Origin of the sequence: Pseudomonas edaphica (assembly GCF_965277385.1) — a bacterium.
Taxonomy (GTDB): Bacteria; Pseudomonadota; Gammaproteobacteria; order Pseudomonadales; family Pseudomonadaceae; genus Aquipseudomonas; species Aquipseudomonas edaphica.
Genome location: NZ_OZ255725.1, coordinates 2,427,368 through 2,441,830, shown reverse-complemented (window position 1 = coordinate 2,441,830; position 14,463 = coordinate 2,427,368). Strand labels below are relative to the sequence as shown.

General features: G+C 61.0%; 11 protein-coding genes. 7 read left to right on the top strand and 4 right to left on the bottom strand.

What is annotated here, in order from left to right:
• Positions 1-112: 112 nt before the first annotated feature.
• Both acpA and ACQY47_RS11170 read right to left on the bottom strand, forming a co-directional pair.
• Positions 113-1,813 carry an acid phosphatase gene (gene acpA, locus ACQY47_RS11175; RefSeq protein WP_099549199.1) on the bottom strand — a complete coding sequence of 567 codons (1,701 nt, stop codon included), beginning with the start codon at positions 1,811-1,813 and terminating at the stop codon, positions 113-115.
• 101 nt (positions 1,814-1,914) lie between these two features.
• Positions 1,915-2,235, bottom strand: coding sequence for a hypothetical protein (locus ACQY47_RS11170; RefSeq protein ID WP_017134528.1), 321 nt, complete (start codon positions 2,233-2,235; stop codon positions 1,915-1,917).
• A 231-nt stretch (positions 2,236-2,466) separates the two neighbouring features.
• On the opposite strand from ACQY47_RS11170, the gene ACQY47_RS11165 reads away from it, so the two are divergent.
• Entirely contained in the window at positions 2,467-2,757 is a 291-nt protein-coding gene (locus tag ACQY47_RS11165) for a nucleotidyltransferase family protein (protein WP_017134527.1), read from the top strand.
• Complete coding sequence (locus ACQY47_RS11160) at positions 2,754-3,098, top strand: HepT-like ribonuclease domain-containing protein (RefSeq protein ID WP_169986771.1); 345 nt, start codon at positions 2,754-2,756, stop codon at positions 3,096-3,098. Before ACQY47_RS11165 ends, ACQY47_RS11160 begins: the two co-directional genes overlap by 4 nt.
• 33 nt (positions 3,099-3,131) lie before the next feature.
• Here the strand turns inward: ACQY47_RS11160 and ACQY47_RS11155 are convergent, their stop codons facing one another.
• Entirely contained in the window at positions 3,132-4,550 is a 1,419-nt protein-coding gene (locus tag ACQY47_RS11155) for a short-chain fatty acid transporter (protein ID WP_074854380.1), read from the bottom strand.
• A 186-nt stretch (positions 4,551-4,736) separates the two neighbouring features.
• On the opposite strand from ACQY47_RS11155, the gene ACQY47_RS11150 reads away from it, so the two are divergent.
• Positions 4,737-6,026: an MFS transporter gene (locus ACQY47_RS11150; RefSeq protein ID WP_428557096.1), complete on the top strand. Its 1,290-nt coding sequence runs from the start codon at positions 4,737-4,739 to the stop codon at positions 6,024-6,026.
• 3 nt (positions 6,027-6,029) lie between these two features.
• Here ACQY47_RS11150 and ACQY47_RS11145 read toward each other — a convergent pair whose 3' ends face one another.
• Complete coding sequence (locus tag ACQY47_RS11145) at positions 6,030-7,400, bottom strand: gluconate:H+ symporter (RefSeq protein ID WP_017134523.1); 1,371 nt, start codon at positions 7,398-7,400, stop codon at positions 6,030-6,032.
• Positions 7,401-7,616: 216 nt separating this feature from the next.
• On the opposite strand from ACQY47_RS11145, the gene ACQY47_RS11140 reads away from it, so the two are divergent.
• The 4 genes from ACQY47_RS11140 to ACQY47_RS11125 all read left to right on the top strand — a co-directional run bounded on the left by ACQY47_RS11140 (position 7,617) and on the right by ACQY47_RS11125 (position 14,132).
• Positions 7,617-8,522: a cation diffusion facilitator family transporter gene (locus ACQY47_RS11140; protein WP_428557095.1), complete on the top strand. Its 906-nt coding sequence runs from the start codon at positions 7,617-7,619 to the stop codon at positions 8,520-8,522.
• A gap of 111 nt (positions 8,523-8,633) precedes the next feature.
• Complete coding sequence (locus ACQY47_RS11135; protein WP_428557094.1) at positions 8,634-9,854, top strand: TolC family protein; 1,221 nt, start codon at positions 8,634-8,636, stop codon at positions 9,852-9,854.
• A gap of 18 nt (positions 9,855-9,872) precedes the next feature.
• Complete coding sequence (locus ACQY47_RS11130; RefSeq protein ID WP_017134520.1) at positions 9,873-10,979, top strand: efflux RND transporter periplasmic adaptor subunit; 1,107 nt, start codon at positions 9,873-9,875, stop codon at positions 10,977-10,979.
• A gap of 18 nt (positions 10,980-10,997) precedes the next feature.
• On the top strand, positions 10,998-14,132 hold the full coding sequence (locus ACQY47_RS11125) for a CusA/CzcA family heavy metal efflux RND transporter (RefSeq protein ID WP_428557093.1): 3,135 nt from the start codon (positions 10,998-11,000) through the stop codon (positions 14,130-14,132).
• Positions 14,133-14,463 lie beyond the last annotated feature (331 nt).

Genomic DNA, 14,463 nt, shown 5'->3' with positions numbered 1-14,463 from the left:
TTGTCAGCGAAAGCCCGTCTGCGCGGGGTGAAAGCCCACTTGCACACAGTAGCGGTTGACCAGGAAAACCGCGTGCTAAATCGCCAGGCATGTCGCTATTGGATAAGAAAACCTACCGGTTGAACTGCAAGGCGTTGCTCAAATCGCCCATGGGCTTCTGGCCGCGGGCGATCATCGCGTCATCGCGCTGCTTGAGGCCGTCCAGTGTCTCCAACTGGAACACGCGGGTGATCAAACGCAGGATCGACGCGGTGTCGTAAACCGTATGGTCCACCGTGCCTTTGCGTGCAAACGGCGACACCACCAACGCCGGAACCCGCGTGCCCGGGCCCCAGCGATCGCCTTTGGGCGGTGCCACGTGATCCCACCAGCCGCCGTTTTCATCGACAGTGACCACCACCACCATGTTTTTCCACTGCGGGCTTTCTTGCAGCACTTTCAAGGCGCGGGCGATATGGCGGTCGCCCGAGGCCACATCGGCGTAGCCGGCGTGCATGTTCAGGTTGCCCTGGGGCTTGTAGAACGTCACGGCGGGCAGCTTGCCGGCCTGGGCATCGGCGAAGAACTTGTTGGTGCCGGAATCATCGCCCAAACCGCCGTCACGCAAGCGTTTGTCGCGCTCAGCACGGTTTTGCGGGCCTTGTTGCTTGAAGTAGTTGAACGGTTGGTGGTGGTACTGGAAGTTCGGAATCTTCGGGATGCCGCCCGAGTCCTTGAACTGGTCCAGCGTCGCCTGCCAGGCCCCGGCGTACCAGGCCCAATCGACGTTCTTTTTCGACAGTTTGTCACCAATGTGTTCGTGGGTTTGCGGCACCAGCACGTTGGGCAGATCGGGCTTGGAATAGTCCGGGTTTTGCGGGTCGCGGATCCAGGTCGGCCAGTATGGCGGTGCCAGCGTGTTCACGCCGTAACCGTCCGGTGTCAAGGCACTGGGGCCGAACTGCGGCGGGCCGGTCATGGCGCTGGCCGGGGACTTGTCCAGCGGCTTGAGGCGCGGGTCGGTGGGGTCATCGCTTTGCAGCGTGGCTATTTGCGCCTTGGCCACCGATTGCGCTGCATTCGGATAAAACGGCGCGGTGGCGCTGATCAGGTACTGGTGGTTGAGGAACGAGCCACCGAAAGCGCCCTGGAAGAAGTTGTCGCACAGCACAAACTCCTTGGCCACGTCCCACAGACGCAGGGAATAACGGCTCTGGGCGTAGTAACCCATCACCAGGCCGCCGGAATCGGCCCAGGCGACAAAGTTGTCGTTCTTGCCGCCATTGATCTGCATCTGATTCTGATAGAACACGTGCCACAAGTCGCGGGTGACCAGGCTCAGCGGCAGGTCCTCGGCATTCGGGCCTTTGAGGGCGAATGGCGCGTTGGGCAGGTTTTCCTGGAATTGCACTTCGCTGGGGTAAGTCACCCCGTCCACACTTTGCGGGCCGACTTGCAACACGCCGCCCCAGGCCGGTGGCAGGGTGCTAAGCAGGCTGCCATCACGGTCACGTTGCTGCACGTCGGCTGCGGAGAGCGCCGACAGTGGTTTCTCCACGCCAGGGAAGTCTGCGAACAGGTTATTGAAACTGCGGTTCTCGGCGTAGATCACCACGACTGTCTTCACCTGCTCGTGCAAGGCCTTGTCCAGCTCTTGCGGTGTAAGCGGCCGCACCTCTGGCTTGCCCGCAGGCTCGCTGGTATTGCCGCAAGCACTCAAGGTCGCGCCAACCCCCAGCACCGCCGCGCCCCCGAGGAAACGCCGACGGCTGGTGTCCACGGGCGGTTGGGTTACGGAATCGGGAGAAGGGCGGTCTTCGTGCTCGTCACTCATTGCTGGGCGTTCCTGCTGGCTGATTGTTGCAAGATATTTCGCAGGACGGTAGCAATGCAATGTGACGGAACGAAGACAGCGGCTTGAATGCTAAAGGGCGATTACAACAAGTGCAGTGCCAACTGGCTACCCGCGCGCAAGTACTCCACTTGAGCCGTCAGCGCATCCTTGACGATGGCCTCGCCCGTGTCGGTCAGCTTGGCTTTTTTTGCATCGATGACCGTGGTTTGCAAAAGCTGCATGGCCACGTCCATCACTTTTTGGAAGGCTGTGACGTTATTGTGCAGGCCAAACTCATTGACGACGGCAGCCATACGCCGATCCGCATCGTCTCGCAGAGCCGTGTACTCGACGAACGACACGTGGTCGTCCTTGTAAATATCATTGATCAACTCTTCCAGTGATTTGGACAGGGGCGTCATCGGATTTTCCTTGGTGTTTGTGGGTGTTAATCCAAGGCAGGTTAATCAAAGGCGCGAGGGAGGGAAGTCAGAGGCTGTCACTGCAATAAGTGGGAAAGCCCGATACATCTGGCCAGGGAATTAGCAATGCAATGTGACGCAATGACGAGGTTGATGTAAGAAATCGAGCATGTATACACACACCCTGGCACTGCTAAACTGCGTCAATAATGGATGCCACCGAGGTGAACCGTGAAACCTTCAATCGCCCTTGATCTAAAACGGGCCGCCGTCAGAGAGGTGGTGGGGCGTTTCCGTATCTCAAATCCAAGGGTGTTTGGGTCTGTCTTGCTGGGTACCGATCAAGAAGGTAGCGACCTTGATCTGCTGGTAGATGCTCCGCCGGGGACCACGCTTTTTGATCTTGGTGGATTGCAGGTAGAGCTGGAGGATCTGCTCGGGGTCAATGTGGACCTGCTGACGCCTGGCGATTTACCACTGAAGTTTCGCGCAAAAGTGTTGGCTGAGGCACGCCCGGTATGACAGTAAATCGCCTCGGGGACTACTTGGATCACATAAGGCAAGCCACCGCTGATGCGATCACATTTGTTGACGGCTTGAACAAAGAAGAGTTTCTGGAAGACAGACGTACTCAACAAGCAGTTGTCATGAGTCTGATCATCATTGGTGAGGCATCAACAAAAATCATGGATCAGCATCCAGATTTCGCTGCGAGTCACCCGCAGATCCCTTGGCGTAGCATGCGCGGGATGCGCAACCGGATTGCCCACGGTTATTTCGATATCAACCTCGATGTGGTTTGGGACACGATCCAGGATGCGTTGCCTGATCTATTGCATCGCCTTCCTGTGGTTCCAGCCTGACTGCGCCTGTGCAACAAGCGCAGTCAGGGTCGTTTAAGGCATCACCGGCGGCAAATACTTCAACGTCGTCCCCAGCGCCCACAACAGAAACAACACCAGCGGCGTGTGCACCAGCAACTGCACAAATGAAAACCCGATCAGATCCCGTGCCTTCAGCCCCAGCACGCCCAGCAGCGGCAGCATATAAAACGGGTTGATCAAGTTCGGCAGCGCCTCAGCCGCGTTATAGATCTGCACCGCCCAGCCCAGGTGGTATTGCAGGTCATTGGCCACTTGCATCACGTAAGGCGCTTCAATAATCCACTTGCCACCGCCCGACGGGATAAAGAAGCCCAGCACCGCCGAGTACACGCCCATCAACAGCGCGTAAGTGTCGTGGGAGGCGATGGAGGTGAAGAACAACGAGATATGGTGCGCCAGGGTCTGGCCGTCACCGCCTTTCACCACGGTCATCAACGCGGCGATCGAGCCATACAACGGAAACTGGATCAGCACGCCCGTGGTGGTCGGCACGGCACGCGCCACCGCATCCAGGAAGCTGCGCGGGCGCCAGTGCAGCAGCGCGCCGACCATGATGAACAGGAAGTTATAGGTGTTCAGCCCCGAAATCGCACTGATCGCAGGTTTGGTCGAGAACTCATGGAACAACCAGCCAGCCGCCAGCAAGGCCAGCAGGATGGTCAGCAGCGGGCTGTGTTCCAGCCATTCGCCCGGACGCGTTGGCGGTTGTGGTTTAGGCATGTTGAAGGCCGGGTCGACACCACAGGCCTTGGCATCACGCGCACTGTTCGGTCCCGGCGCAGTGGCATAGGCGATGATCAGCGACACCACGATCAGCGCCAGCAACAACACGCCCGATTGCCACAGGAAGATGGTCTCGGTGAACGGGATCATCCCGGTGATCGACAGGATCGATGGCGGCAAACTGGCCGGGTTGGCCTGCAACTGCGCCGCCGACGACGACAGCCCCAGTGCCCACACTGCGCCCAGGCCTAAATAGGCCGCAGCCCCGGCGGCGCGGTAATCCATGCGCAAATCCGTGCGACGGGCCAGGGCGCGTACCAGCAAACCGCCAAACACCAGGGACAAGCCCCAGTTGAGCAAAGAGGCGACCATGGAAATCAACGCGACCCACGCCACGGCCGAGCGGCCATTCTTGGGGATACGTGCCAGACGGTCGATCAGCTTTACGGCGGGAGGCGAACTGGCCACCACATACCCGCCGATCACCACAAAGGCCATCTGCATGGTGAACGGGATCAGGCTCCAGAACCCGTCGCCAAAGGCCTTGGCGGCTTCGGTCGGCGCGGCACCCATGCCCAGGGTCGCCACGGCAACAATGATCACCGCCAGGGCGGCAAACACCCAGGAGTCCGGAAACCAGCGTTCGGCGAAGTTGGAACAGCGCAGGGCAAATCGGGCATAGCGGCTTTCTTCGATAGCATCGGCCACGAGTCTTTCCTCTTGTATTTATTATGGGTGTTGGCAGTTTTACGGCATGTTCCGCTACGGGCATTGATATGGGAATGCAGTTATCTTCATCGATCCATGAGGAAAACAAATATATCTGTCGCGATTGCCATCACTGGGCGCAGCTCATAACCTGCACGCCATTTTGTTTGTCTGCCGAGCCTTTACATGACTGCCACCTTTTCCCCACAGGCGCAGCGTTTTTCCCGCTCCGACTACAAAACCCTGGGCCTGGCCGCCCTCGGCGGCGCGCTGGAAATCTACGACTTCATTATCTTCGTGTTCTTTGCGCTGACCCTCAGCCAATTGTTCTTCCCGCCGGAAATGCCCGAATGGCTGCGCCTGCTGCAAAGCTTCGGCATCTTCGTCACCGGTTACCTGGCGCGCCCGCTGGGCGGCATTCTGATGGCGCACTTCGCCGATCACCTGGGGCGCAAACGCGTGTTCAGCCTGAGCATCCTGATGATGGCCTTGCCGTGCCTGCTGATCGGGATCATGCCCACCTACGCGCAAATCGGTTATTTCGCCCCGCTGATTCTGTTGGCCCTGCGCGTGCTGCAAGGCGCCGCAGTGGGCGGCGAAGTGCCGAGTGCCTGGACCTTCGTCGCCGAACACGCACCGCGCCACCACCGAGGCTACGCGCTGGGCTTCCTGCAAGCCGGGCTGACCTTCGGCTACCTGCTCGGCGCACTCACGGCCACCTTGCTGGCGCAAATCTTCACCCCCGCCGAAATCCTCGACTACGCCTGGCGCTTCCCGTTCCTGCTCGGCGGCGTGTTCGGTGTGATCGGCGTGTGGCTGCGCCGCTGGCTCAGCGAAACCCCGGTGTTCCTCGAAATGCAGGCTCGCCGCCAGGCCGCCGCTGAAATGCCGTTGCGCACCGTCCTGCGCGACCATCGCGCTGTATTGCTGCCGGCAATGATCCTCACTTGCGTGCTCACCTCGGCAGTGGTTGTGCTGGTGGTGATCACCCCCACCATGATGCAAAAAACCTTCGGCATGAGCCCCAGCCACACCTTCGCCCTAAGTGCGCTGGGGATCGTCTTCCTCAATATCGGCTGCGTACTCGCCGGTTTGCTGGTCGACCGCATCGGCGCCTGGCGCGCAGTGCTGGTCTACAGCCTGTTGCTGCCGGTGGGCATTGCGGTGCTGTACGCCAGCCTGATCAGCGGCGGCGTATGGCTGGGCGCGGCGTATGCCGTGGCGGGCTTGAGTTGCGGCGTGGTGGGCGCGGTGCCGTCGGTGATGGTCGGCCTGTTCCCGGCGCAGGTGCGGGTGTCGGGAATCTCCTTCACCTACAACATTGCTTACGCACTGTGGGCGAGTACGACGCCACTGCTGTTGATCGCGTTGATGCCGACCAGCCCGTGGATTTGCGTGGGGTATTGCGTGGTGATGGGCGCGGTGGGGGTGGCGAGTGTGGCGCTGTTTGGCAAGCGCCACACCTTGGCCGCCTGAGGGTCAGGTCAAAAAGTGCCAGAGCAGCAGCGTACCGACCAGCCCGACCACCGAAACAATCGTCTGCAACACCGACCACACCCAAATCGTCTGTTTCAGCTGCAAACCAAAATACTCACGCACCATCCAGAACCCAGCATCGTTTACGTGGCAAAAGAACACCGAGCCCGCGCCAATCGCCAGTGCAACCAAGGAACTCTGGGTCGCGGCCAGCCCGGCCATCATCGGCGCGAGGATGCCCGCCGTAGTGGTGGTAGCAACTGTCGCCGAGCCGGTGGCCTGGCGCAGGGCCACGGCGATCAGCCAGGCCAGCAGCAGATACGGCATGTGCGCGCCTTCGGCGACCTTGCTGATGGTCTGGCTGACGCCGGCGTCCAGCAGGGTTTGCTTGAGGCCGCCGCCGGCGCCGATGGTCAGTAGTAACACGGCGATGGGCGCGAGGGCTTTGCGCAGGGTGTTGCCGACTTCGGCACGCGGCATGCCGGCGGCCCAGCCCAGGCAGATGACGGCAGCGATCACGGCCAGGCCGAGGGCAATCAGCGGTTCACCGAGGAACTTCAAGGTCAGGCCGACGGTGCTTTCGGGTGGCAACGCGACTTTGGCCAAGGTGCTGCCGAGCATTAAAATCACCGGCAACAAAATGATCAGCAGCGACACACCGAAGCTCGGCTGGCGCGGGGCCTTGGGTGGCGCACTGAACAGCGCGCCAATGTCGGCCGGTTCATCCACGTGCAGGCGCTTGGACAGCCAGTTGCCATAGAGCGGGCCAGCGAGAATCACTGCCGGCACCGCCAGGCAGAAGCCCAGCAACATGGTCAGGCCCAGGTCGGCGTGCAACGCGCCCACCGCAATCAACGGCCCCGGATGCGGTGGCATCAGGGCGTGCAGGGTGGTCATGCCCGCCAGCGCCGGGATGGCGATTTTCAGCAGTGGCTGGTTCGAACGTTTAGCCATCACGAAGATGATCGGCACCATCATCACCAGGCCGACTTCGAAGAACAGCGGCAACCCAATCACCATGGCCACCAGCGCCATCACCCACGGCAGTGACTTGCCTTTGCCCAACCCGAGCAAGGTGGTGGCGATGCGGTCGGCCGCGCCGGATTCGGCCATCAGCGCGCCGAGCATCGAGCCCAGGGCGATGATGATCCCGGCTTCACCGAGGATCGCCCCGGCGCCTTTGCTGAAGGCTTTGGCGACTTCTTCCGGCGGCAGCCCGGCGCCCACACCGGCGATGAACGTACCGATCAGGATCGACAGGAACGGCGGCAGCTTGGTGGCGCTGATCAACACAATGATGCTGGCGATGGCCAGCAGAACACAAAACATGAGGCGGGTGTCGTGAACCATCCACGCGGCAGTCGATAACTCCAAAACGGGACTCCTTATCGAACAGGTTGGCTAATTTGTTTCTTTTTGTTTCCTGCTCGAAAAGCATACCTGATAGAAATGCCGCAGCGCATGCATGGGCGATTTTGGTGCGCTCAATCTAACGATGAGCTGACGGGCGAGTGACAAGTTTGCAAGGTATGCGCGGGAATTTGGCCTATAGCTCTATGATCAACGGACTACACACCACGAGGACATGCCATGAGCGCAGGACACAGCCACGCCCAAGTACGCGCCGGCCACGAACGCAAGTTATGGATGGCCCTGGGGCTGACCGGCAGCTTCATGATTGCCGAGGTTATTGGCGCTTTTGTCACTGGCAGCCTGGCGTTGTTGTCCGACGCCGCGCACATGATGACCGACGCCCTGGCCCTGGCGATTTCCCTGGTGGCCATTCAGGTCGCCAAGCGTGCGGCCGACCGCAAGCGCACTTTTGGTTATGCGCGTTTCGAAATCCTGGCGGCGGCCTTTAATGCGCTGCTGCTGTTCGCCGTGGCGTTTTACATCCTTTACGAGGCTTATCAACGACTGCAGGCGCCAGCCGAAATCCAGTCCACCGGCATGCTGGTGATTGCGGTGCTGGGGCTGATCGTCAACCTGATCTCCATGCGCCTGCTCAGTGCTGCCAGCGGTGAAAGCCTGAATGTGAAGGGCGCTTATCTGGAAGTCTGGAGCGACATGCTCGGTTCTATCGGCGTGATCATCGCGGCGGTGGTCATCATGTTTACCGGCTGGGGCTGGGTCGACTCCGTGGTGGCGGCGGCGATTGGTTTCTGGGTGTTGCCACGCACCTGGACGCTGCTCAAGGAAAGCATGAACGTACTGCTGCAAGGCGTGCCGGACGGCATGGATATCGATCAGGTTGAGCAGGCCATTCGCAGCGTGCCTGGAGTCAAGGACGTACACGACCTGCATATCTGGGCGCTGACCAGCGGCAAGAATGTGCTCAGCACGCATTTGGTCGCGGATCCGTCCCAAGGCACTGAGCAACAAATCCTCACGTTGGTGACGGAATTGCTGCACGAACAATTCGATATTTCCCACGTCACCTTGCAGGTCGAAGGCGAAGGTTTTCATCACGACGACCCTGACGAGGTGCACGCTTGAGGCTGTGCCTTTCGGATTTGTAATCTTTGCTCCACCGCTCTGATAAGTCGCGAAAGCTACATTGCCCCCGCTGGTAAACCTCAGCGAATTCATGGGCGTGGAACTCTCGTTATGGCACTTTCGTTTAGAACATTTTTGGGGGGCGCAGCGTTGTGGGTAGCGGCGAACGCTGCCCAGGCGCAAACCCTGACTCTTGATTCAGCCCTGCAAACCGCCTTCGCCAACAACCCCGACCTGGCCGCCGCGCAATGGGAAATCGACATTGCCCAAGGCGGCCGCCAGCAGGCGGGCTTGATCCCCAACCCAGTGGCTTCCTGGGATGCCGAAGACACCCGCCGCAACTCGCGCACCACCACCATCAAACTCAGCCAGACCCTGGAACTGGGCGGCAAACGCGGTGCGCGCATTGATGTGGCAACACGCGCTCAGGATGCCGCCGCGTTGACCCTTGAGCAGCGGCGCAACGGCCTGCGCGCCGATGTGATCGACAGCTACTACGGCGCCCTGCGTGCCCAGGAGCGCCTCGACCTGGCGCAACGCTCAATGGCCTTGGCCGAGCGCGGCCTGGTGGTCGCCAATGGCCGCGTCAAAGCCGGCAAATCGTCGCCGGTAGAAGCCACTCGCGCCCAGGTGCAGTTGTCGGAGATCCGCCTGGAACTCAACCGCGCACAGATCGGCCTCACGGATGCCTACCGCCGCCTCGCCGCCAGCACCGGCAGCGCCAACCCTGATTTCCAGGCGGTCGCCACACAACGCCAATCCGCACCACCGTTGCCGCCCTCCGCACCCTTGCTGGCGCGCCTGGAGCAAACCACCGAGTTGCGCCTGGCCGAACTGCACATCCAGCAAAGCGAAGCCAGCGTAGGGCTGGAAAAAGCCCAGCGGATTCCAGACCTCGATGTGTCGATTGGCAGCCAGTACGACGCCAGCGTGCGTGAACGTGTGAACGTGGTGGGTGTGTCCATGCCGATCCCGTTGTTCAACCGTAACCAGGGCAATGTGCTTGCCGCCAGCCGCCGCGCCGACCAGGCCCGCGACCTGCGTAACGCTGTCGAACTGCGCCTGCGCACCGAGACCCGCCAGGCCCTGGACCTGTGGCAAACCGCCGATACCGAAGTGCGCGCCTTCAACCAACAGATCCTGCCCGCCGCCCAAAGCGCGGTGGACAGCGCCACCCGTGGCTTCGAGATGGGCAAGTTCAACTTCCTCGACGTGCTCGACGCCCAGCGCACCTTGATCGCCGCACGCACCCAATACCTCACGGCGACCGCTCAGGCCACCGATGCCTGGGTGCGCATCGAACGAATTTACGGCGACCTCGCCCGGTTTTGATTTTTTCTGGAGTCCTCTATGAAACATAAACATGGCGTGGCGCTGGCCGTCGCCCTGGGCCTGATGCTGTCTGGTTTTGCCGCCGCCGATGAAGAAGAAGGCGCACTCGAACTCACCGAGCAGCAGATCCAGGCTGCCGGTATCCAACTCGCCCAGGCACAACCGCGCTCGATCAGTACCGTGCTGACGCTGCCGGGGGAAGTGCGTTTCGACGAGGACCGTACCTCGCACATCGTCCCGCGTGCGGCCGGTGTGGTGGAGGCGGTGAAGGTCAACCTTGGCCAGTCGGTGAAGAAAGGCGAGCTGTTGGCGGTCATCTCCAGTCAGCAGATTTCCGACCAGCGCAGCGAGCTGGCGGCCAGCGAGCGCCGGGTCGAATTGGCGCGCACTACGTTCCAACGCGAGCGCCAATTGTGGAAAGACGAAATCTCCGCCGAACAGGATTACCTGCTGGCGCGTCAGACCTTGCAAGAGGCCGAAATCGCCCTGAACAATGCGCGCCAGAAGATGACTGCCCTCAGCGGCAGCGCGGTCCTGGTCGGCGGCAATCGTTATGAACTGCGTGCGCCGTTCGCCGGCGTAGTGGTGGAAAAACACCTCGGCGTCGGCGAGGTGGTCGGCGAGACCAGCAACGCCTTCACGCTCTCGGACCTGTCCCAGGTGTGGATCACCTTCGGTGTGTTTCCCAAGGATTTGAACAAGGTCCGGGTCGGCAAACCGGTGAAGGTCACCTCCACGGAAATGGGCACGCAGGTGCAGGGCACCGTGGCCTATGTGGGCAACCTGCTTGGCGAGCAGACGCGTACCGCCACCGTGCGCGTGACCGTGCCCAACCCCGATGACGCCTGGCGCCCGGGCCTGTTTGTGACGGTGCAATTGGCCACCGATACCTACCAGGCCAAGGTCACCGTGCCAGAAACCGCGATCCAGACCGTCGAGGACAAACCCTCAGTGTTTGTGCGCACTGCGCAAGGCTTTATCACGCGTCACCTCGAACTCGGTGTGAGCGAAAACGGCTACGTCGAAGTGCGCCAGGGCCTTGAGGCCGGGGCGCAGGTGGCCACTGTCGGCAGCTTCATCCTCAAGTCCGAACTGGGTAAAGGCTCGGCCGAGCACGCCCATTGATCCTGCGAGTGATTCCCCATGTTTGAGCGCCTTATCCAATTCGCCATCGAGCAGCGCATCATTGTGCTGCTGGCGGTGCTGTTGATGGCCGGTGTCGGCATCGCCAGCTATCAGAAGTTGCCCATCGACGCGGTGCCTGACATTACCAACGTGCAGGTGCAGATCAACTCGGCGGCGGCCGGTTTTTCGCCGCTGGAGACCGAGCAGCGCATTACCTTTCCGATTGAAACCGCCATGGCCGGGCTGCCGGGTTTGCAGCAGACGCGGTCGTTGTCGCGCTCTGGGTTGTCCCAGGTGACGGTGATTTTCAAGGACGGCACCGACCTGTTCTTCGCCCGCCAATTGGTCAACGAGCGCCTGCAAGTGGCACGCGGGCAATTGCCGTTGGGTATCGAAACTGCGATGGGGCCGATTTCCACCGGCCTTGGCGAAATTTTCCTGTGGACCGTCGAGGCCGAAGACGGCGCGCGCAAGGACGACGGCACGCCCTACACGCCGACCGACCTGCGCGTGATCCAGGACTGGATCATCAAGCCGCAACTGCGCAATGTGCCGGGCGTGGCCGAGATCAACACCATCGGTGGTTTCGCCAAGGAATACCAGATAGCCCCGGACCCCAAGCGCCTGGCGGCCTACAACCTGACCTTGGGTGATCTGGTCACGGCGCTGGAGCGCAACAATGCCAACGTCGGCGCCGGTTACATCGAGCGCAGTGGCGAGCAATTGCTGATCCGTGCGCCGGGTCAGGTGGCGTCGATTGATGATATTGCCAACATTGTGATCACGACCTCGGACGGCACGCCGATCCGCGTGCGCAATGTGGCGCAAGTCGAAATCGGCCGCGAGTTGCGCACCGGCGCGGCCACCGAAAACGGCCGTGAAGTGGTGCTGGGCACGGTGTTCATGTTGATCGGCGAAAACAGCCGCACCGTGTCCCAGGCGGTGGCGAAAAAACTCGAAGAGATCAATCGCTCGCTGCCCACTGGCGTGGTTGCCGTTACTGTCTACGACCGCACCAATCTGGTTGAAAAAGCTATCGCCACCGTGAAGAAAAACCTCTTCGAAGGCGCGCTGCTGGTGGTCGCGGTGTTGTTTCTGTTCCTGGGCAATATCCGCGCGGCGTTGATCACGGCGATGGTGATTCCGCTGGCAATGTTGTTCACCTTTACCGGCATGTTCACCAACAAAGTCAGCGCTAACCTGATGAGCCTCGGCGCGCTGGACTTCGGCATTATCGTCGACGGCGCGGTGGTGATCGTCGAAAACGCGATCCGCCGTCTGGCCCATGCGCAGCAGCGACATGGGCGGTTATTAACGCGCAGCGAGCGCCTGCATGAAGTGTTCGCGGCGGCCAAGGAAGCACGGCGTGCGCTGATCTTCGGGCAGTTGATCATCATGGTGGTTTACCTGCCGATTTTCGCCCTCACTGGCGTGGCCGGGAAGATGTTCCATCCCATGGCGTTTACCGTGGTGATTGCGCTGCTGGGCGCGATGATTCTGTCGGTGACGTTCGTGCCCGCCGCGATTGCGCTGTTCGTGACCGGCAAGGTCAAGGAAGAAGAAAACCTGGTGATGCGCACTGCGCGTCGGGTCTATGCGCCGGTGCTGGATTGGGTCATGACGCGCCGTTCATTGGTGTTCGGTTTGGCGGTGTTGACCATCGTCGCCTCGGGCGCGGTAGCGAGTCGCATGGGCAGCGAATTTATCCCCAGCCTCAGTGAAGGCGACTTTGCCCAACAGGCTTTGCGCGTACCCGGCACCAGCCTGTCGCAATCGGTGCAGATGCAGCAGCAGTTGGAAAAAATACTGATCGCTCAGGTGCCGGAGATCGAGCGCGTGTTTGCGCGCACGGGCACGGCGGAAATCGCCTCCGACCCGATGCCGCCGAACATTTCCGACAGCTACGTGATGCTTAAACCGAAGGACCAATGGCCAGACCCGAAGAAGTCCCGCGAGGCGCTGATTGCCGATATCCAGCGCGCCAGTGCGATTGTGCCGGGCAGTGCGTATGAACTGTCGCAACCGATTCAGCTGCGGTTCAACGAGTTGATTTCCGGGGTGCGCAGCGATGTGGCAGTGAAGGTGTTTGGCGATGACATGGCGGTGCTCAACAAGACCGCCGGGGAAATCGCCGAGACCTTGCAAAAGCTTGATGGCGCCTCGGAGGTGAAGGTGGAGCAGACCTCCGGCCTGCCGGTGCTGACGATTAATATCGACCGTGACAAGGCCGCACGTTTTGGCCTGAACGTGGGTGATGTGCAGGACACCATTGCCGTGGCCGTGGGTGGACGCCAGGCCGGTACGTTGTACGAAGGCGACCGGCGTTTTGACATGGTGGTGCGGTTATCCGACGCGTTGCGCACCGATATCGAAGGCTTGTCGCGGCTGTTGATTCCGGTGCCGGCGCAGGCCGGTAATGCGGCGGGGCAGTTGGGGTTTATTGCCTTGTCCCAGGTGGCGAGCCTGGACCTGGTGCTCGGTCCGAACCAGATCAGCCGCGAGAACGGCAAGCGTCTGGTAATTGTCAGCGCCAACGTGCGCGGGCGTGATATCGGCTCGTTTGTCGAAGAGGCCGAGACGGCCATCAGCACCCAGGTGAAGGTGCCCGCCGGTTACTGGACCACCTGGGGCGGCCAGTTCGAACAGTTGAAGGAAGCCTCCGAGCGTTTGCGCATCGTAGTGCCGGTGGCGTTGCTGCTGGTGTTCGGGTTGCTGTTCATGATGTTCAACAACCTCAAGGACGGCTTACTGGTGTTTACCGGGATTCCGTTCGCTTTGACCGGTGGCATCATGGCGCTGTGGCTGCGCGATATTCCGCTGTCGATCTCGGCGGGCGTGGGCTTTATCGCGTTGTCGGGCGTGGCGGTGCTGAACGGTCTGGTGATGATTGCCTTTATCCGCAACCTGCGTGAAGAAGGCCGCTCGTTAGCGCTGGCGGTCAACGAAGGCGCGCTGACGCGCTTGCGCCCAGTGTTGATGACGGCGCTGGTAGCGTCACTTGGATTTATCCCCATGGCACTCGCCACCGGCACCGGCGCCGAAGTGCAGCGGCCGCTGGCAACGGTGGTGATCGGCGGGATTATTTCCTCTACGTTGCTGACCTTGCTGGTACTGCCGGCGCTGTACCAATGGGCGCATCGCAAGGAAGAATGACGCGCATGAGCTGAGCGGGCTTGGTAATGAAATCACCAAAGCTCCCACAGGGGATCGGCTTTGTTGCTGCGGTTTCGGTTTGCAGGGCCATCGTGTCGAACGCAGATTCCACCAGCGACAAAGCTCCCACAGGGGATCGGCTGTGTTGCTGAGGTTCCGGTTTGCAGGGCCATCGTGTCGAACGCAGATTTCGCCAGCGACAAAGCTCAACTGTGGGAGCTGTCGAGCCCCAGCGAGGCTGCGAAGGCTGCGGCACAGGCGAGATATAAGGCGTCTGACCCACCGCTTTCGCAGCCTCGCTAAAGCTCGGGAGCTCCCACAGGGGATCGGC

Excerpts from the sequence above, each read along its gene's own strand:
- ACQY47_RS11135 (WP_428557094.1), top strand. The coding sequence starts at position 8,634 with ATGGCACTTTCGTTTAGAACATTTTTGGGGGGCGCAGCGTTGTGGGTA.
- ACQY47_RS11170 (WP_017134528.1), bottom strand. The coding sequence starts at position 2,235 with ATGACGCCCCTGTCCAAATCACTGGAAGAGTTGATCAATGATATTTAC.
- ACQY47_RS11160 (WP_169986771.1), top strand. The coding sequence starts at position 2,754 with ATGACAGTAAATCGCCTCGGGGACTACTTGGATCACATAAGGCAAGCC.
- acpA (WP_099549199.1), bottom strand. The coding sequence starts at position 1,813 with ATGAGTGACGAGCACGAAGACCGCCCTTCTCCCGATTCCGTAACCCAA.
- ACQY47_RS11130 (WP_017134520.1), top strand. The coding sequence starts at position 9,873 with ATGAAACATAAACATGGCGTGGCGCTGGCCGTCGCCCTGGGCCTGATG.
- ACQY47_RS11150 (WP_428557096.1), top strand. The coding sequence starts at position 4,737 with ATGACTGCCACCTTTTCCCCACAGGCGCAGCGTTTTTCCCGCTCCGAC.
- ACQY47_RS11125 (WP_428557093.1), top strand. The coding sequence starts at position 10,998 with ATGTTTGAGCGCCTTATCCAATTCGCCATCGAGCAGCGCATCATTGTG.
- ACQY47_RS11140 (WP_428557095.1), top strand. The coding sequence starts at position 7,617 with ATGAGCGCAGGACACAGCCACGCCCAAGTACGCGCCGGCCACGAACGC.